This window comes from Rhodococcus sp. 14-2483-1-1 (assembly GCF_002259335.1).
In the GTDB taxonomy this organism is placed as follows: domain Bacteria; phylum Actinomycetota; class Actinomycetes; order Mycobacteriales; family Mycobacteriaceae; genus Rhodococcoides.
Window position 1 is genome coordinate 139,455 of sequence record NZ_NPFX01000023.1, and the last position, 18,234, is coordinate 157,688.

The 18,234-nt window shown below is 64.7% G+C and carries 17 protein-coding genes and 1 riboswitch; of the genes, 6 read left to right on the plus strand and 11 right to left on the minus strand.

The window, feature by feature from the left end:
- Nucleotides 1-3: 3 nt before the first annotated feature.
- From CH294_RS23935 to mqo, 7 genes are all read right to left on the minus strand, one after another.
- Nucleotides 4-1,020, minus strand: a complete 1,017-nt coding sequence (locus tag CH294_RS23935; RefSeq protein WP_094610539.1) for a zinc-binding alcohol dehydrogenase family protein — start codon at nt 1,018-1,020, stop codon at nt 4-6.
- Between the two features lie 2 nt (nt 1,021-1,022).
- Nucleotides 1,023-1,400, minus strand: coding sequence for a cobalamin biosynthesis protein (locus tag CH294_RS23940; RefSeq protein ID WP_170944834.1), 378 nt, complete (start codon nt 1,398-1,400; stop codon nt 1,023-1,025).
- A gap of 21 nt (nt 1,401-1,421) precedes the next feature.
- Nucleotides 1,422-2,816: a cobyrinate a,c-diamide synthase gene (locus CH294_RS23945; protein WP_037151433.1), complete on the minus strand. Its 1,395-nt coding sequence runs from the start codon at nt 2,814-2,816 to the stop codon at nt 1,422-1,424.
- Nucleotides 2,810-3,430 (minus strand): cob(I)yrinic acid a,c-diamide adenosyltransferase, encoded by a 621-nt coding sequence (gene cobO / locus CH294_RS23950; protein WP_037151431.1) that lies wholly within the window; start codon nt 3,428-3,430, stop codon nt 2,810-2,812. Before cobO ends, CH294_RS23945 begins: the two co-directional genes overlap by 7 nt.
- A 9-nt stretch (nt 3,431-3,439) precedes the next feature.
- Entirely contained in the window at nt 3,440-5,383 is a 1,944-nt protein-coding gene (locus CH294_RS23955; RefSeq protein ID WP_094739318.1) for a magnesium chelatase subunit D family protein, read from the minus strand.
- Nucleotides 5,384-5,423: 40 nt separating this feature from the next.
- Nucleotides 5,424-5,575, minus strand: a riboswitch (cobalamin riboswitch).
- An 84-nt stretch (nt 5,576-5,659) separates the two neighbouring features.
- The gene (locus CH294_RS23960; protein WP_032377066.1) at nt 5,660-6,136 is read right to left on the minus strand and encodes a GNAT family N-acetyltransferase; all 477 of its coding nucleotides are present in this window, start codon (nt 6,134-6,136) and stop codon (nt 5,660-5,662) included.
- A gap of 11 nt (nt 6,137-6,147) precedes the next feature.
- The gene (gene mqo, locus CH294_RS23965; protein ID WP_032403204.1) at nt 6,148-7,668 is read right to left on the minus strand and encodes a malate dehydrogenase (quinone); all 1,521 of its coding nucleotides are present in this window, start codon (nt 7,666-7,668) and stop codon (nt 6,148-6,150) included.
- A 175-nt stretch (nt 7,669-7,843) separates the two neighbouring features.
- Here mqo and CH294_RS23970 point away from each other — a divergent pair, with 175 nt between their 5' ends.
- Both CH294_RS23970 and mtr read left to right on the plus strand, forming a co-directional pair.
- Nucleotides 7,844-8,884, plus strand: coding sequence for an alpha/beta hydrolase (locus tag CH294_RS23970; protein WP_170944835.1), 1,041 nt, complete (start codon nt 7,844-7,846; stop codon nt 8,882-8,884).
- On the plus strand, nt 8,881-10,266 hold the full coding sequence (gene mtr, locus CH294_RS23975; RefSeq protein WP_094739233.1) for a mycothione reductase: 1,386 nt from the start codon (nt 8,881-8,883) through the stop codon (nt 10,264-10,266). Before CH294_RS23970 ends, mtr begins: the two co-directional genes overlap by 4 nt.
- A gap of 10 nt (nt 10,267-10,276) precedes the next feature.
- Here the strand turns inward: mtr and CH294_RS23980 are convergent, their stop codons facing one another.
- Complete coding sequence (locus CH294_RS23980; RefSeq protein ID WP_094739234.1) at nt 10,277-10,843, minus strand: hypothetical protein; 567 nt, start codon at nt 10,841-10,843, stop codon at nt 10,277-10,279.
- 106 nt (nt 10,844-10,949) lie between these two features.
- On the opposite strand from CH294_RS23980, the gene CH294_RS23985 reads away from it, so the two are divergent.
- From CH294_RS23985 to CH294_RS23995, 3 genes are read left to right on the plus strand one after another with little or no spacing between them, the layout of a single operon-like run.
- A complete protein-coding gene (locus CH294_RS23985) occupies nt 10,950-11,312 on the plus strand; it encodes a GntR family transcriptional regulator (RefSeq protein WP_170944856.1) in 363 nt (120 codons plus the stop codon).
- Complete coding sequence (locus CH294_RS23990) at nt 11,309-12,232, plus strand: ABC transporter ATP-binding protein (RefSeq protein WP_094739236.1); 924 nt, start codon at nt 11,309-11,311, stop codon at nt 12,230-12,232. The genes CH294_RS23985 and CH294_RS23990 overlap by 4 nt, the downstream gene beginning before the upstream one ends.
- The gene (locus CH294_RS23995) at nt 12,229-12,924 is read left to right on the plus strand and encodes an ABC transporter permease (protein ID WP_094739237.1); all 696 of its coding nucleotides are present in this window, start codon (nt 12,229-12,231) and stop codon (nt 12,922-12,924) included. Before CH294_RS23990 ends, CH294_RS23995 begins: the two co-directional genes overlap by 4 nt.
- Here the strand turns inward: CH294_RS23995 and CH294_RS24000 are convergent.
- Nucleotides 12,908-14,437 (minus strand): cobyric acid synthase, encoded by a 1,530-nt coding sequence (locus CH294_RS24000; protein WP_094739320.1) that lies wholly within the window; start codon nt 14,435-14,437, stop codon nt 12,908-12,910. The two genes, CH294_RS23995 and CH294_RS24000, sit on opposite strands and share 17 nt — an antisense overlap.
- Nucleotides 14,438-14,480: 43 nt before the next feature.
- On the minus strand, nt 14,481-15,356 hold the full coding sequence (map, locus tag CH294_RS24005) for a type I methionyl aminopeptidase (RefSeq protein ID WP_094739238.1): 876 nt from the start codon (nt 15,354-15,356) through the stop codon (nt 14,481-14,483).
- A gap of 150 nt (nt 15,357-15,506) precedes the next feature.
- Here map and CH294_RS24010 point away from each other — a divergent pair, with 150 nt between their 5' ends.
- Nucleotides 15,507-16,394 (plus strand): LuxR C-terminal-related transcriptional regulator, encoded by an 888-nt coding sequence (locus CH294_RS24010; protein WP_094739239.1) that lies wholly within the window; start codon nt 15,507-15,509, stop codon nt 16,392-16,394.
- A 23-nt stretch (nt 16,395-16,417) separates the two neighbouring features.
- Here CH294_RS24010 and CH294_RS24015 read toward each other — a convergent pair whose 3' ends face one another.
- Nucleotides 16,418-18,232, minus strand: a complete 1,815-nt coding sequence (locus tag CH294_RS24015) for a penicillin-binding transpeptidase domain-containing protein (protein ID WP_230592478.1) — start codon at nt 18,230-18,232, stop codon at nt 16,418-16,420.
- Nucleotides 18,233-18,234 lie beyond the last annotated feature (2 nt).

The window sequence follows — 18,234 nt, forward strand, 5'->3', positions numbered from 1 at the left end:
TCCTCACGAGCGGGCCGCCACCACGACCTTTCCCCGTACGTGCCCGGTCTCGACCAACCGATGCGCTTCGCGCAGCTGCTCGGCATCGATAGGAGAGAGGACAGTCGTGACGGTTGTCCGCACCGCACCCGCGTCGACGAGCTCGGCCACCCTGGTCAACAACTCGTGCTGGCGAACAAGATCCGAAGCGTCGTGCATCGGACGCGCGAACATGAACTCCCAGTGCCACGAGATCGCCTTCGTCTTGAGCGGGAGAACATCGAGGGTCTCGGGATCGTCGATTGCCACAATCTGGCCGAACGGCGTCAACAGGTCCGCATAGATCTCGACCTGGCCGGAGGAATGAGCAGTGAACACGTAGTCGATGCCGTCCGGAGCGACTCGACGTACGTCGCCCCGAAGATCGCGCCGATGGTTCACCACCTCGGCTGCGCCGAGAGAACGGACCCACTTCTCCGCATCCTCGTCCGCTGCTGTCGCGATCACCCTCACTCGGGGAGCGAGAACCCGAAGAAATTGCAGCACCAGAGATCCGACGCCACCGGTGGCCCCCACCATCAGCAACGTGCCGGTGGACTCGGCAGTGATGCGGAGTTTGTCGAACAATCCTTCCCAGGCAGTGATCGCAGTGAGTGGCAACGCCGCGGCCTCTGCGAAATCGAGAGTGGTCGGCTTCTTCGCCACGATCCGTTCGTCCACCGCATGCAACTCCGAGTCGGTCCCGGGTCTGCCGAGGTCGCCCGCGTAGTAGACCTCGTCGCCCGGGGTGAACAGTGAGACGTCGGCACCGACGGCACGCACAACACCGGCCGCGTCGAACCCGAGGACTTTCGGTTCGCCGTGCGGGTCGTTGCCTGCGCGGACCTTGACGTCCACCGGGTTCACCGACACGGCTCTGACATCTACCAATATGTCCCTCGGTCGCACGCTCGGCACGTCGACAACCACATCGGTGAGGCTGGCGGGATCGTCGATCGGGAGCGAGCGGGTGTAGGCAACGGCTTTCATCGTCTCGGTCATACCTACAGGATGGCCCGACCCCCCTGTCCACCGTCAAGGCAGAGCTCGACAACGGCAACGGTGACACCGTCCAGACCGAACCTGGGTACCGTCAACTCCGTCGAACCGCCGGCCAGCAGTGCCGCTGCTTCGGCGACGCTGGCACTTCCGACGGCACGCAGCACTCGGACCGACACGGTGGGCGTGACGACGGTCGACAGTTCATCGGCCGAGTAGGTCACCCCCCGAACCCCCATGCTCGACGCCACCGCCGCCACCAGATCCGCTTTCCGGTCGATCGAGGCGATGGCCTCGACGCGCCAATTCGGTTGCAGGACGGTCGAGATCACGCGCACGATCTCGTCGGCCCCAACACCCGACCGGGCACCGATTCCGACCACGACCCGCATCGTCGACGAGCCCTAGACGCGCGCGTAATCGACTGCGGCGGAAACGAATCGAGTGATGGACTCGGGATTGCCCGCAGCGTGTGTGTGCAGGTAGGACGCGTGCACTCCGCCGCGGACGAAGCCTTCGCGAGCGGCGGTTCTGCCGTCCGGTCGCTGCCGATGCCAACCCCAGGCCGCCGGGGCGGGCTCGCGCACTGCGACGAGCTTCGTGCGATGGAACTCGTGGCCGGTGACACGGGTTCCCGCGTCGAACAGAGACGACGCCTCGAGGGCGACCGCGTCTCGATACCCGAGAGTGAGCGTGTTCCCGAATTCCGCGTCGACGTCGATGACGCCTGCCATTGCATGACCGTCCAATTGTGTGGCCAGATAGAGCAATCCGGCGCATTCTGCGTGAACGGGCAGACCCCTGGCCGCGGCCGTCCTGATGTCGGTCAGCAACAGTTCGTTCGCTGCCAGCGCGGCAGCGTGTTCCTCCGGGAATCCACCGGGCAGCACGACTGCTGCTGTACCGGTGGGCAATCCGTCGCGAAGTGGGTCGAACACAGCGACGTCGGCCCCGGCTGCGCGCAGAAGTTCCACATGCTCGGTGTAGCCGAAGGTGAATGCTGGACCACCTGCCACCGCGACGACCGGCGATCCTTCGGACCTACGAACCTCGTCTACCGGATCCCACTCCGGCGCGAGTATCGACGAGCGAGCCAAGGCGCTCACTGCCTCTACATCGACGAACTGCGCCACCAGCGCGCTCATCGCGTCGACCGCATCGGTGGCGGCACCACCGTGTTCGACGGCGGTTATCAGGCCCAGATGTCGTGATGGCACAACCAATTCGCTCATTCTCGGCAACGCGCCGAGCACCGGCACACCCACCCGCTCACACGCTCGACGCAGCACATCCTCGTGGCGTTCGCTGCCGACCCGGTTGAGGATCACCCCGCCGATGCGGACGCTGGGGTCGAACGTCGAGAACCCGTGCAGCACAGCCGCGAGCGACTGACTGTGGCCGCGGGCATCGACCACAAGAATGACCGGGGCACCGAGCATTGCCGCCACCCGTGCGGTCGATCCCTCGGCGGACGCCTCCCCGGGGCCGGTCATGTCGATCTTGCCGTCGAACAGTCCCATGACTCCTTCGACGACCGCGATGTCGCAGCCCCGGCTGCCGTGCCGAAAGAGAGGCCCGATTCGATCGGCACCCACCATGACCGCATCGAGATTGCGTCCGGGCAGCCCGGCCGCCAGACCGTGATAGCCGGGGTCGATGTAATCCGGACCCACCTTGAACGGTGCGACCTTTCGGCCGGCAGCACGTAGTGCGCCCATCAGCCCGGTGGCCACCGTCGTCTTTCCGCTGCCCGAAGCGGGGGCCGCAATGACCACGGCGGGGCACGACGGAGTCACCATTCGATGCCTCGCTGTCCTTTGCGGCCGGCATCCATCGGGTGCTTGACCTTGGCCATCTCGGTGACGAGATCCGCGGCCTCGATCAGCTCACGGGGCGCATCCCGTCCGGTGATGACGACGTGTTGGTTGCCCGGTCGATGGGTCAGAACCTCGACCACCTCCGCGACATCGACCCAACCCCACTTGAGCGGGTAGGTGAACTCGTCCAACACGTAGAAGCGGTGTGACTCCTGCTCCATCCGCCGGGCGATCTCCCGCCAGCCCTCTGCTGCCGCCTCGGCGTGGTCGACGTCGCTGCCCTTCTTGCGAGTCCACGACCAGCCCTCGCCCATCTTGTGCCACTCGACGGCTCCGCCGACACCGGTGCTCTCGTGCAGGTCGCCGAGAGTTCTGAACGCCGCTTCCTCGCCGACTTTCCACTTGGCACTCTTGACGAACTGGAACACTCCGACGTCGAACCCTTGGTTCCACGCCCGCAACGCCATGCCGAACGCAGCGGTCGATTTCCCCTTGCCCGGGCCGGTATGAACGGCGAGGACGGGCAGATTGCGGCGCTGACGCGTCGTGAGGCCGTCCTGCGGAACGGTGCCGGGAGCGGGTACACCCTGAGGCATCGCGCGCCCCTACGCCGCTGCGCGGACGACGGCGGTGACCTGTTCGGCCGACAGATCCTCCAGCGCCACGTAGCCACCACCGAGACGGGCTGCGAAATCGGCGGCCAGGCCGAGACGGACCATTCCCGATTCGCAGTCGACGACGACCGAGGCGATCTTGTCCGACGCGATACGTCCTGCGGCAATGCGCGCTCGGCCGACAGGGTCGGTACCTCCGGTTGCTCGGCCGTCGGTCAGCGCAACCACCAGTGCGCGGCGCAGCGGGTCTCGAACCCGTTCTCGCAGAACCAGATCCCGCGCTTTCAGAAATCCCTGCGCCAACGGAGACCGACCACCGGTCTTCATGTTGCGCAACCGCGTCACGGCCACATCCACCGAAGACGTGGGCGGCAATACCGTCTCGGCTTCCTTGCCGCGCACGGTGATGACGGCGACCTTGTCACGGCGTTGATACGCATCGCGCAACAGTGACAGCACCGCACCGGTCACCGCCGAGAGTCGATCTCGTGCAGCCATCGATCCCGAGGCATCGACGACGAAGACGATCAAGTTGCCCTCGCGCCCCTCCTTGATCGCGCCCCGAAGATCCGCAGGCTCGAGCTTCAGCCGGCCGGAGGTACGGCCGCGGACGACCTGATGCTCGGCGGCGGCGAACAACGTGCCGATCAGATGCAGGCCTTTGCCTCGCTCGACAGTGGGCCGCACCGACCGTCCGTGCGAGGAGCGTGACCGCGAGCGTCGACCCGGCGCGCCCTCTCCTACTCCGGGAACCTCGAGCAGCCGGGCCTTGAACTGGGCACCCGGAGTTCCTGCCTGCTTGTTCTTGCCCGTTCCAGAGGGCTGTGGCTCAGGGGTGCCCGAGGTCTCGGTGTCGGGCGACGACGGGGACGACTCCGAACGCTCGGTCCCTTCGGCACCGTCCGGCACCGGCGCTCCCCCGTCGCCGTCGGGCGTCGGGTCGGGATCTGGATCCGGTTGCTGCTCTGCCTGTTCCGCGGCGTCGCGCATGGCGTCGTCCAACTGCTTGTCGTCGATGCCCGGCTCGTCGAACGGGTCGCGTCGACGCCGATGCGGTAGCGCCAGTTCCACAGCGACCCGCACGTCTTCCTCTGCCACCTCGCTCGCGCCCCGCCACGCGGCGTGGGCGGACGCAGTGCGTGCCAGCACCAGATCGGCGCGCATGCCGTCGACGTCGAACGACGCGCACAACGCGGCGATGCGCCGAAGTTCCTTGTCGCTCAACTCCACATCGTCGAGGATCTTCCGGGCGGCCAGAATCTGCTCGGCCACCGCGATGTCGTCGTCGCGAAATTGGGCGGCGAACGCGTGCGGATCGCGCTCGTAGTTCATCCGGCGGCGGACGACGTTCATCCGAACATCCACATCGCGCGAGGCCGTCACGTCCACTGCGAGACCGAACCGGTCGAGCAGCTGCGGTCGCAGCTCACCCTCCTCGGGGTTCATCGTGCCGACCAAGACGAATTGTGCTGGGTGCGAATGTGATACACCGTCGCGCTCGACGTGTACGCGGCCCATTGCGGCCGCGTCGAGCAGTACGTCGACCAGATGATCGTGCAGCAGATTCACTTCGTCGACGTAGAGAACTCCGCGGTGCGCAGCTGCGAGCAGGCCGGGCTGGAAGGCGCGTTCGCCGTCACGCAGCACCTTCTCGAGGTCGATGGACCCGACCACTCGATCCTCGGTGGCTCCCACCGGAAGCTCGACGAGCTTTGCCGGTCGGGATCCGTCCTCGTCGTCCACTGCCGGCAGCAGCGTCGCGAGCGCACGCACCACCGTCGATTTGGCGGTGCCCTTCTCTCCGCGGACCAGCACACCGCCGATGCCGGGATGCACGGCGCACAGAATCAACGACAGGCGCAGTTGGTCCTGACCGACGATCGCACTGAACGGATATCCCGGTTCGGGAACACTTCCACCTTGCTGCACAGCTATGTCCCTTCGTGCCCGGAGTTCCGCGCCGGGCGTTCGGTAAAAAAACGCGAAGCCGGGCGGCGATCTGGCTGACAGGAGAATCTGCTTATGCGAAGAAACTCCTGAACACAGTGGCGGGACCGCGCCTGATTCGTACAGGACTTCTCCGCAACCGACTTCGAACGGAACACTACCGCCGAACGAACGAATGCCACACACGGTAGGTCCGTGTGTGGCATTCGTTCCGGGAGTGGAGCCTGCGGAACGACCTCACCGATTATCGAGTACTGCGGAAGGTCAGGCCTCGCTCCAGGCGGTGCCGCCGCCACGACGCATCGGGGTGTGCGGAATACCGTCCTCGAGAACTTCCTCACCGTCGGGCAGGAAGCCGTGCTTGGCATACATGTCGACGAGGTAGCTCTGAGCATTGATGCGGCACGGCGCGGAGCCGACCTCGGCCAGCGCGGCCCGCAGGATCCGCGTGGTGTGGCCCTGCCCTCGGGCCGAGCGCTGGGTGCAGAGGCGACCGATGCGGAACGCCTTCTCCCCGTCGTCGTGCTCCTCGAGCAGACGGAGGGTGCACACCACCTCGCCGTCCCGTTCGAGCCAGAAGTGTCGCGTCTCGGTCAGCAGGTCACGCCCGTCCAACTCCGGATAAGCACATGCCTGCTCGACCACGAACACCTCGACACGCAGCTTCAACAGGTCGTACAACGTGTTGTTGGACAGGTCTAGTGCCCATGATCGTTTGAGAGCTGCTGCTTGCGTATTCATACCTTTTGCTATCACACACCCGTGGGCTGTGCGAGCTCACGCGAGTTTTCCAGCTCCAGTGTCTTCGAGGTCCAGGCCCAGACCTCGTCGAACAACGAGCTGTTCTGGGCCAACTTGACCCCCAGCGACGGGACCATTTCCTTGAGCTTGGGCTGCCACGCGTCGTACTTGTCGCCGAAGCACCGCTGGAGCACGTCCAGCATGGCCGGGACGGCGGTGGACGCACCGGGCGAGGCGCCGAGCAATCCGGCAATCGTGCCGTCCGCAGCGTTGACCACAGCGGTGCCGAACTCGAGCACACCGCCGCGGCCCTTCTTACGGATGACCTGCACTCGCTGACCTGCGGTGACGAGCTCCCAGTCCTTACCGATGACCGAGGGGGCGAACTCTCGCAGAGTCTCCACCCGATCCGCCTGCGACTGCGCCAGCTCGCTGACGAGGTACTTGACGAGCCCGAGTTCGGTCACACCGACGCCGAGCATAGACATCAGGTTGCCGGGCTTGACCGAGCCGGGCAGGTCGGTGATCTTGCCCTGCTTGAGGAACTTGGGCGACCAGCCGGCGTACGGGCCGAACAGCAGACCCTGCTCACCGTTGATCACCCGAGTGTCGAGGTGCGGCACGGACATGGGAGGCGCGCCCACCGAGGCCTTGCCGTACACCTTGGCCGAATGCTGCTCGATCAGTTCGGGGTTGGTGCACCGCAGCCACTCGCCGCTGACCGGGAAGCCGCCGAATCCCTTGATCTCCGCGATGCCGGACTTCTGCAGCAGGTGCAGTGCTCCGCCGCCTGCGCCGACGAACACGAACTTGGCGTTGACGGTCTTCTTGGCTCCGGTCCGCTGGTTTGCGACCTTGACGTCCCACGTGCCGTCGGACTGCTTGGTGATGTTGCGCACATCGTGGCCGAAGTGCACGGTGCCGCCCGCGGACGAGAGGTAGTTGAGCAGCTGCTTGGTAAGTGCGCCGAAGTCGACGTCGGTGCCCTCCTGGCTCCAGTTCAGCGCTACCGGATCGGAGAAGTCGCGGCCCTTCGCCATCAACGGCAGTCGCGCCGAGAACTCGTCCTTGGAATCGATGAACTCCATTCCGGCGAACAGCGGGTTGCCGACGAGCGCCTCGTACCGCGCGCGCAGGTACTTCGCGTTGTCTGCTCCGTGCACGAAGCTCACGTGCGGAATGGGGTTGATGAAGTTCTTGGCGTCGGAGAGCACGCCGGTCTCGATACCGTGGGCCCAGAACTGACGCGAGACCTGAAACTGCTCGTTGACGTTGAGCGCCTTGGCGATGTCGACGCTGCCGTCCTTGTTCTGCGGCGTGTAGTTCAACTCGCACAGTGCCGAGTGGCCGGTACCCGCGTTGTTCCACGCGTCGCTGCTCTCGGCCGCGGCAGCATCGAGGCGCTCGTAGACGTCGATCGACCAGTTCGGCTCGAGCTGACGGAGCAGCGCACCGAGGGTGGCGCTCATGATTCCGGCACCGACCAGAACGACGTCGGTCTTGATCCGCTTACCCTGCTCTTCTTTGGACACTGGAGAATCGACTTCCTTGTCTGTGGAGGTCTCGACCGGAGAACTCTGCTGTAGAGGGCTATTCACCCGATGCGGTCAGGTTACTAGCTGGGCCTACCCCATCGGACACCACGTCAACCTGCTCTCGATTGTGCTCCTCGGACGCCGCTCACGGCGCCCACTACAGTTGTGATCTGTGACTACCTGGGTGCCCGACGTCCTCGGCGACGGCTACGAACAGACGACCATTCCACTCGGTGACGATCCGGACGGAGAGGGGCAGGTCGAGGCCACTCTGGTGCGGTATCAACCGTCCGGTGCCTCGAACTTCGAGCGTGCGGTGATCTACGTTCACGGTTTCACCGACTACTTCTTCCAGCGACACATCGCCGAGCACTTCGCGGCGAAGGGATACGCGTTCTACGCCCTCGACCTGCGTAAGTGCGGGCGTTCGCGCCGCGAGGGCCAGACTGCGCATTTCGTGACCGATCTGGCGATGTACGACGCCGAGTTGAACGAAGCACTGAGCCTGGTACGAGCCGAGCGCGCGGACGCCTCGGTGCTGCTGATGGCGCACTCCACGGGCGGCCTCGTTCTCCCCCTGTGGCTGAACCGCCTCAACCGTCAGGAAGGCGGGTCGGCCGGATTGGGCTTGGCAGGAGTCGTTCTCAACAGCCCGTGGTTCGACCTGCAGGGCCCACCCGCCATTCGCAGTGTCGGCACCGCAGCGATCGATGTGATCGGCCGATTCCGATCCAAGACGCAGGTCCCCGGTAGCGGGCTCGACACATACGGGCTGTCGCTCGCTGCGTCGGAGAACGGCGAATGGGACTACGACCTCGACTGGAAACCGCTCGCGGGCTTTCCCATCACCTTCGGGTGGATTCGCGCTGTCCGCCACGGACACGCCGAGCTGCACCGGGGCCTCGACATCGGCATTCCCTCGCTGATTCTTCGGTCGAAGGTGACGCACTTCTCCCGCCGTTACAGCTCGGCCGTCGACGCCGCGGATGCCGTTCTGGACGTTCGACAGATCGCGCGGTGGGCCGGTTGCCTGGGCGACCGTACGACGATCGTGCCCATCGAGGGAGCCCGCCACGACGTGTTTCTGTCCACCGAGGGCCCACGGGTACGGGCATTCGAGGAAATGGACGAATGGCTCGAGTGGTTGCACCGAGGAGAGAGCACCGACCATGCGTCGGGCAAGGACCACAGCGAGAGCGGGCACATTTCATGACCGAGCATTTCGACATCGCGATCATCGGCTCCGGATCGGGAAACTCGATCGCCGATTCACGCTTCGACGACAAGAAGATCGCTCTGCTCGAGGAGAATTCCACGTTCGGTGGCACGTGCCTCAACGTCGGGTGCATCCCCACCAAGATGTTCGTCTATGCAGCCGAAGTCGCTCGGACGGTGCGAGACTCCGCGAAGTACGGAGTCGACGCCCACGTCGACGCGGTGCGCTGGCGGGACATCGTCGACCGCGTCTTCGGACGGATCGACCCCATCTCCGAGGGCGGTAAGCGATACCGCGCCGAGGGCAGCCCCAACGTCACGTTGTTCGAGGGACACGCGACGTTCGTCGGCTCCCGCACGATCGACACCGGCACCGGCACCGTCATCACCGCCGACCAGGTTGTCATTGCGGCCGGGTCACGTCCGACGGTGCCACAGGCCATTGCCGATTCGGGTGTCTCCTATCACACCAACAGTGACGTGATGCGACTGCCGGAGCTTCCCGAGCATCTGGTGATTCTCGGATCCGGTTACATCGCAGCAGAATTCGCGCACGTGTTCTCGGCCCTCGGGTCCAAGGTCTCGATCGTCGCCAGGAAGGACGGGCTCCTGCGCGCGCTCGACGCCGATATCTCCAAGCGCTTCACCGAACTGGCGCGCGCCAAGTGGGACGTCCATCTCGACGCCGGCGAGACCCGTGCTGTGACCGAGGGGACGCTGCACGGCGTCGAACTGGCCGACGGCACCAAGGTCCTGGGCGACGCGTTTCTCGTCGCCGTGGGCCGGGAACCGAACGGAGACAGACTCGATCTGGGCACGGCAGGCATCGAGCTCGATGACGAGGGCCGCATCGTGGTGGACGAATTCGGCCGCACCACGGCCGAGGGAGTGTTCGCACTCGGCGACGTCTCGTCCCCTTACCAGCTCAAGCACGTGGCCAACCAGGAAGCTCGGGCCGTGCAGTACAACCTGCTGCAGGACGCGTGGCACGGCGACACCTCGACACTGCGCGAGTACGACCATCGGTTCGTTCCTGCGGCCGTGTTCACAGATCCGCAGATCGCCGAGGTGGGCATGACCGAGGAACAAGCCCGCGACGCGGGGTTGGACATCACGGTCAAAGTGCAGAACTACGGCGACGTCGCCTACGGCTGGGCGATGGAGGACAGCGAAGGTCTGTGCAAGATCATTGCCGAAAAGGGGACCGGCAAGATCCTCGGAGCTCACATCATCGGCGCACAGGCACCCACGGTGATTCAGCCACTCATCCAGGCCATGAGCTTCGGGTTGTCTGCCCAGGACATGGCTCGGGGCCAGTACTGGATTCATCCAGGACTGCCCGAGGTGGTCGAGAACGCTCTGCTCGGTCTCGAACTGTAATTTCGACCGTTTACCAGGGACTGGTGCGGAGCACGATCTCGGTGGCCAGCTCGGCCGATGCGTCGACGGGGATGTTCCGGGCACCGTCGAGCTGAACCACTCGGAAATCCGAGTAGACGAACCGGCCACTCGCGTCGGCGGATGCGCGACCCAACGAGGACCCGACGACCAATGTCGTCGGTAGCTCGACAGGGGGGCAATCCGCCGCGCGGACGGTGCCCTGCTCGTCCGCGATTGCGGGGTGGCAACGGTTCACCGCGATCAGGCTGGCAAACCGTCCGAAGGTTTTCGCGGCCAGCGTCCACGCAGGTTCTGCGCCCGCGCCGCTGCCGACGAGGTGCACCCACGAGAGCTTCAGCTCGTCGAGAACAGCCAGGATGGCGTCGTCGGTGACGCCGTCGATGCTTTCCAGCGCAACGGTTTTCAGATCCGAGTTGTGCAGCCGTTCACTGACTGCGTCGTACACATCCACCGGATCACCTGCGTCGGGAAGCAACAGGACGGCGTGCCTGCTGTCGGGGCCCGCCACTCGCACCGAACATTGCCCGCCCGCAGCACTCACATGCGTGAACTCCATGACGACGACGGTACTGCCTCTTGCGCATGCTCCGCATCGGTTCTATGGTTAGTTACATGAGTAATGAACCAGTGAGGCAAGCAACCTCCACGCATCGGCGGCAGTTCTGATGGACGAGGGCAGGCCGATCTTCTTGCAGATCGCCGAGCTCGTCGAGAACTCCATCATCGACGGATCGTTGGCCGAGGAAGAGCAGGTCCCTTCGACGAACGAGCTCGCCGCGTTCCATCGAATCAATCCGGCAACCGCGGGCAAGGGGCTCGCCAAACTCGTCGCCGACGGCATCGTCTACAAGAAGCGAGGAATCGGCATGTTCGTCACCACAGGGGCTCGCGACGCTCTCCGGTTCCGTCGCCGCGACCTCTTCGCCCGTCAGTACATCGATCCGTTGGTCACCGAGGCACGCAAGCTCGGCATGACCGTCGACGAACTCAAGACCATGCTCGACAACTGGGAGGCAGCACGATGAGCGTCCACACTCTCGGCTCGATCGGCGAACCCGGCACCATCGCCGCGTCGGCCACTCACCTGACCAAGAAGTTCGGCACGTTCACCGCTGTCGACGATGTCAGTTTCGAGATCGAACGGAACAAGATCTACGGCTTTCTCGGCCGCAACGGCGCGGGCAAGACCACCGTCATGCAGATGATGACCGCGCAGATGCGCCAGAGCGCCGGCGAAGTGTCGGTACTCGGACAGCGGCCGTGGGAGAACCCACATGCCCTGAGTCACGTGTGCTTCGTCAAGGAAAGCCAGAAGTATCCGGACGATCTGAAGGTGAAGAACGCCATCTCGCAGGCATCCCACATTCTTCCGCACTGGGACGACGACTTCGCGGCCGAATTACTGCGGGACTTCGACCTGCCCCTCGGCCGCAAGATCAAGAAGCTCTCGCGAGGAATGACGTCGGCTCTCGGAATCGTCATCGGACTCGCGTCGCGTGCACCACTGACCTTTTTCGACGAGCCCTACTTGGGACTGGACGCGGTCTCGCGTCACATGTTCTACGACAGATTGCTGGCCGACTACGCCGAGAATCCCAGGACAGTGATCCTATCCACCCATTTGATCGACGAGGTCAGTGATCTGATCGAACACGTGATCCTCATCGACAAGGGCAGGATCGTGCTCGACGCCGACTCGGATGCGCTGCGCGAGGGCGCATTCGAGATCACCGGTCCCGCCAAGGCGGTCGACTCGTTCATCTCGGGACACAGAACTCTGCACCGAACCAGCCTCGGCGCCAGCGCGCGGGCGACGATCGACGGCCGACTCACCGACAGTCAGAAGTCGGACGGTGCCGCAGCGGGGCTCACTATCGAAGCAATTCCATTGCAGCAGTTGATCATCGAACGCACCAATGTCGCAATCGAGGAGGCAGCGTCATGAAACGAATACTGAACGTCGCTCGAATCCACAACACCTCCTGGGCAACCACATTCGCGTGGCCACTGGGAATTCTCGCGGTCGTCTTCGTGATCACGTACGGCATCTTCCTCGTGGTTCCCGTGAACGAATCCGAGTTCACCTTCACCGGTGGAGTGTTTTCCGTGTACGGATTCGGGATCGCGTTCTATATCACCGCTATCACACAATGCTTTCCGTACGCGCTCGTCCTGAGTGTCACGCGGCGCGAATTCCTCAGTGCCACAGCCCTCGTGGGCGTCACGCAATCGTTCGCGATCGGCACCATCGTGTACCTGTTGTCGGTAGTCGAGGCCGCGACGGGAGGCTTCGGGAAGAAGCTTCGCATGTTCGGCCTCGCCCGCTATGCGACCGACAACGAAGTTCTACAGTGGGCAACTCTGGTGACCGGATTGCTGTTGATCGGCGGGATCGGCGCATTCATCGGCGTCGTCTACCGGCGCTACCGCACCAATGGCCTGTTCACCCTCGGACTCGGTGCGCTCGTGCTCTTCGGCGGCGGCTCTGTACTCGTGACCTGGCAGAACTGGTGGCCCAACGTCGGAAGCTTCTTCACCGACACCCCACGCATCCTGCTGCTCGTGATCATCCCCTTGATCATCACCGCGGTGCTGTCCGCAGCCAGCTGGGTCGGACTTCTCAAAGCAACTGCGTGACAATCTTTTTCAACGCAGGATCGACGCCGTGCTCGATGAGATCGAGTACGGCGTCGACGTCGAGGTTGTCTTCCACCAGATCGGCCAGCAGGTCCAACTGCTGCTCCCGCAGTGCCGCGACCGACGTAGCAGGGGCCACCAGAAATCCCTCGCGACCCGACTTCGCCGCCACCCAGGCAAGGAAGGATCGCCTGAAATCGTCGGATTCGAGAAGGCCGTGCCAGTGAGTTCCGACGACGCTGCCACGCACACTGCCCTCGCGAACACCCGACGCTGCAGTCAGCAGTGCATCGTCCCCGCTACGAACAACTCGTCCATGATGAATCTCGTACCCGGACAAAGAATGTGCGCCGAACCGCTGTGCCCGACCCGTCACCTGCGCGAGTACCTTGTCGGCTGCGAACTCGATATCGAGATCGAGCAGACCCAGCCCCTCGACGACACCGACACCCGACTCCACCGCGTCCGAGATGGTTCGACCGAGCATCTGGTATCCGCCGCAGATACCCAGAACCGGCCGACCCGCGGCGGCGCGCTCGGAAATGGCACGAGCAAGACCGCTGCGCCGCAACCACTCCAGATCCGACACCGTGGACTTGCTGCCGGGGACGACCACCAGATCCAAATCGTCGAGCCGAGAGGGCTCGGTGACCCAGTGCACCGACACTCCGGGCTCGCACGCCAGCGCCTCGACATCGGTCGTATTGGAGATTCTCGGCAACCGCACCGCTGCCACCCGTAGCCACTGGGACCCGACGGGAGGACGCGGCCTGCCCACCGGAGCGTCGGCAACCGTACCGAGGGAATCCTCCGCATCCATCCACAATCCGTCCGCGAACGGGACGACTCCATAGGTCGGCCGCCCGGTCAGTGCACGCATCTGATCGAGACCAGGTGCCAACAGCGCCGGATCGCCTCGAAACTTGTTGATCACGAATCCCGCGACGAGCGCCTGATCTTCCGGAGACAGGACGGCAACAGTGCCGAACAGGTGGGCGAGCACTCCCCCGCGGTCGATGTCGCCCACCACGATCACCGGCAGAGCAGCCGCCGTCGCCAGTCCCATATTGGCCAAATCGGTTGCACGCAGATTGATCTCGGCGGGCGAACCCGCTCCTTCGCAGATCACCACATCGAATTCTGCACGCAGAGAGGCCAGCTCGTCGGCCACCACGGTTCGCAGCGCTGTCCGATGCTCGATGTAGTTGCTCGCACTCACTTGCGCCACCGCGCGCCCGCGCACCACCAACTGCGAGGCCCGGTCGCTTCCTGGTTTGAGCAACACCGGATTGAAGCGGACACTCGGCTCGAGGCCGCAGGCCGCCGCCTGCATCGCCTGCGCCCGACCGATCTCACCGCCGTCGAGCGTGACCACCGAATTGTTGGACATGTTCTGCGCCTTGAACGGAGCCACCCGCACGCCCCGTCTCGCCAACATGCGACACAGACCGGCAACCAACACGCTCTTACCAGCATCCGACGTCGTCCCCGCAACCAGCAGGGCACCTTTCAGACTCACGGCATTCGTTTTTTTCTGTTCACTCCGCAGGCTCCGCTCACGGCAGGGTCAGAATCTCGCTGCCCGTCTCGGTGACCACAAGGGTGTGCTCGAACTGCGCGGTCCACTTCTTGTCGTGCGTGACCACCGTCCAGCCGTCGTCCCACATCTCGGCGTTGATCGTGCCCAGGTTGATCATCGGTTCGATCGTGAAGGTCATCCCGGGCTCGATGACGGTGTCCACCGACGGCTGGTCGTAGTGCAGAACGACGAGACCGTTGTGGAAGGTGGTACCGATGCCGTGTCCGGTGAAATCCTCGACCACTCCGTAGCCGAACCGGTGCGCATACGACTCGATGACGCGGCCCACCACGTTCAGTGCGCGACCCGGCTTGACGGCCTTGATGGCCCGCATGGTGGCCTCGTGCGTGCGCTCGACGAGTAGGCGGGCCTCCTCGGAGACGTTGCCGGCCAAAAACGTTGCGTTGGTATCTCCGTGTACTCCGTCGATGTACGCGGTGACGTCGATGTTGACTATGTCGCCGTCCTCGATCACCGTCGAGTCGGGGATGCCGTGACAGATGACCTCGTTGAGCGAGGTGCAGCACGACTTCGGAAAACCCTTGTAGCCCAACGTCGACGGGTATGCGCCGTGATCGATCATGTAGTCGTGAGCGATGCGGTCGAGCTCGTCGGTCGTCACTCCCGGTGCCACCGCCCGGCCCGCTTCCTGTAGGGCCCTGGCCGCAATCTTCGATGCCACCCGCATCTTCTCGATGACCTCGGGAGTCTGCACCCACGGTTCGCTGCCTTCGGCGACAGTCGACTTCCACGCGTACTCGGGCCGCTCGATCGACTTGGGCACCGCGAGGACGGGCGATACGACGCCTGGTACGAGTGGCTGACGGGGCTTGCTCTCGGCGGTCACAGACATGTGCCCCAGAGTAGTCGGCCCCGTACCGACACTCCGCCCAGCGCAGGGTGCCCGGGCAATCGAATCATCGTTCTCTCGAGCGGATATGATCTGGGTCACGTTCAATGCCGACTGCCGACGCTGATTGCCGACTCGAAGGAGGGAAGCACCATGGTTCATTCGAATCTGCTGCGCCCTCGTGACGGCGACGCTCTGCGCGCCGAACTACGCCAGGTGGCGGCAACGTCGAATGTGCCCGTCGTGTTCGGCGGCGAAGTCTCTTCGGAAACTCTGTATCTGAGCGAGTTCCAGGGCACCCGCACCCGCGGTCTCGACGGACTCGCCATCCCACCTCGGTCGGGCCTCGGTGGACGCGTCATGGAGCAGCGCAGACCGGCAGCCGTGAGCGACTACGGATCGTCCATGTCGATCACCCATCACTTCGATCGACCGGTGCTCGGCGAAGGCCTCAAATCGATCCTCGCGATGCCTGTGGTGGTGGCGGGAGTCGCTCGGATAGTGATGTACGCCGCGGTACGCGAGCGAGGCCCGCTCGGCGATCGCGTCGGCGACATCATGACGGCAGCCGCGCGACGCCTCGGGCAGGAGATCGCCGTTCGCGACGAGGTCGACCGCAGGGTTCGTCTACTGGCGACCACCCGTTCGATTGTCGATTCGGACCTGTCGCGGGCCGCCGAACTGCGCAGCGTTCACGAGGAGCTGGCCGATCTCGCTCGGTCCGTGGGTGACGAGAAGATCCGGCGCAGACTCGATCTGGTCACTGCTCGCATGGCAGCGACCCTCGGCCAGGGAGTGTCGTCCACAGAGATACAGCCGGACGGCACCGTACCGCAGTCTCGACCCCTGTTGACACCACGCGAAATCGACGTGATCTCACAGGTTGCGTTGGGCTGCACCAACATCGAGGTTGCACAGCGCCTGTCGATCGGTGCCGAAACGGTCAAGTCGTACCTGCGGAGCGTGATGCGAAAAACCGAGTCGCATACCCGATACGAAGCCGTGGTGGCGTGCCGTCGGCTGGGCATCGTGACGTCCTGACCCGCCGCACCGGCCGGTCGCTCTCAGTACCCCGGCGGCAGCTGCTCGAACATCTCCCGGGTCACCGCGACAGCGTTGTCCGAGCTTCCCCCGCGCACCACGAGCGTGGCGAACGCAATGTCGCCTCGATAGCCGACGAACCACGAGTGCGAGCCGCCCTCGACCTCGGCCTCACCGGTCTTTCCGTAGACCTCACCCTGGTCTGCGATGCGCTCGGCCGTACCGCTGGTGACCACCGATCGCATCATCCCGCGTAGTCCGTCGACCATCGCCGGTTCGATCGGCGGGTGATCACCGGTGATCACCGTGTCGCGTCCCACCAACAGGTTCGGCACCGGAGTCGAACCGTGGGCCACCGTCGCCGCGGCCAAGGCCATGCCGAAGGTGGAGACGACCACCTTGCCCTGCCCGAAGCCGTCCTCGGTGCGTTGGACGAGCTCGTCCGCCGGGGGCACCGAACCCGAGTCGGTCGGCAGCCCGACGACGTCGTAATCCGGGCCGACGCCGAACTGAGATGCCGCGACGGTCAACGCGTCGGGCGACATCTCGCTGGCCAGTTTCGCGAACGAGGTGTTGCACGATCGAGTGAACGCGGTACTCATCGTGACGTCGCCGAGCGAGAACTCGTTGTAGTTGGGCACACTGCGCTCGCCGATCTCGATGCGACCCGGACACGGAACGGTGCTGCCCGGGGTCGCCAGTCCGCTCGAAATGGCCGCGCCGGCGGTGATGATCTTGAACGTCGATCCGGGCGGGTAGAGACCGGCGGACGCCACCGGTCCGTCCCGGTCGGCAGCCGGGTTCTGCGCTACCGCCAGGATCGCACCCGTCGACGGTTGAATGACCACCGTCATCGCCTGCTCGGTGCGCGCGTTCACTGCTCGCTGCGCCGCGACCTGGATATTGCGATCGAGGCTGATCGAGAAGGATGGAGCGGGCTGCGGCGGAGTATCGGTCAGAACGTCGACGTCGACGCCGTTGCGGTTGCTGGTCACCACGCTCCAGCCCGCCTGACCGTCGACCTCGTCGATGACGGCCTTCTTGACCTGACCCACCAGATCCGGCGCGAACGTGGGGTCGGTGGACACCAGATCCGACTCGTCGGATGCCGTGACACCGGGAATCTCGGTGAGCGCGGCCGAGATGGGCTGAAAGTCGCTCTCACGCAGCAACGCCACCGGATAGTCGCCGTCGACCGAGGTGGCCGACTCCACGATGGACTGAGCCGTGATCGACGCGTCGAACGGAGTCAGCAGCGTCGACAACGCAGTCGCCGATGCCACCACGTTGTTCGCATTCGCTGCGTCGAACTTGATTCGATGCACGACGCCGGGCACCAGAACGTCGGTTCCGGAACGCTCGTTGACGCGGGCCCTCGGGGCCGCCGTCGAGCGCAGCGACATGGTTTGGGTGTCACCGAGCTTGGGATGGATGTCCGACGCCGTCCAGCGCACCACCCAGTCGCCCTCGCTGCGCCCCATGTTCAGCTGACCGTCGTAGGTCCACACCCGGTCCTTCGGCAGCTGCCACGTGTACGTGTAACCGACTGTTGCGGTATCTCCGTCGACCTGCACCGACGTCGTCTGCGCGTCCAAGGACTCGGCCTGCAGATTGGTCCACGCCTCGGTCAGTGCGGTAGCGGCGGCATCGGGCTTGTCGGTGTCCGCAGCGGCAGCTGCGATGTCATTGGACTCGAAGGCGGCGAGAAATGCCTGGGCCGCGGGCTCCGGGCCGTCGGGCTTGGGGGTACACCCGGTGAGCGAGGCAGCAACCACGGCTCCGATCGCCAGCACCACGCCGACTCGATACCGCATCTCGGTTGCACCACGTGATCTCATTG

Coding starts and splice junctions, on each gene's coding strand:
- CH294_RS23935 (WP_094610539.1), bottom strand. CDS start 1,020: ATGACCGAGACGATGAAAGCCGTTGCCTACACCCGCTCGCTCCCGATC.
- CH294_RS23945 (WP_037151433.1), bottom strand. CDS start 2,816: ATGGTGACTCCGTCGTGCCCCGCCGTGGTCATTGCGGCCCCCGCTTCG.
- cobO (WP_037151431.1), bottom strand. CDS start 3,430: ATGCCTCAGGGTGTACCCGCTCCCGGCACCGTTCCGCAGGACGGCCTC.
- CH294_RS23960 (WP_032377066.1), bottom strand. CDS start 6,136: ATGAATACGCAAGCAGCAGCTCTCAAACGATCATGGGCACTAGACCTG.
- mtr (WP_094739233.1), top strand. CDS start 8,881: ATGACCGAGCATTTCGACATCGCGATCATCGGCTCCGGATCGGGAAAC.
- CH294_RS23980 (WP_094739234.1), bottom strand. CDS start 10,843: ATGGAGTTCACGCATGTGAGTGCTGCGGGCGGGCAATGTTCGGTGCGA.
- CH294_RS23990 (WP_094739236.1), top strand. CDS start 11,309: ATGAGCGTCCACACTCTCGGCTCGATCGGCGAACCCGGCACCATCGCC.
- CH294_RS23995 (WP_094739237.1), top strand. CDS start 12,229: ATGAAACGAATACTGAACGTCGCTCGAATCCACAACACCTCCTGGGCA.
- map (WP_094739238.1), bottom strand. CDS start 15,356: ATGTCTGTGACCGCCGAGAGCAAGCCCCGTCAGCCACTCGTACCAGGC.
- CH294_RS24010 (WP_094739239.1), top strand. CDS start 15,507: ATGGTTCATTCGAATCTGCTGCGCCCTCGTGACGGCGACGCTCTGCGC.
- CH294_RS24015 (WP_230592478.1), bottom strand. CDS start 18,232: ATGAGATCACGTGGTGCAACCGAGATGCGGTATCGAGTCGGCGTGGTG.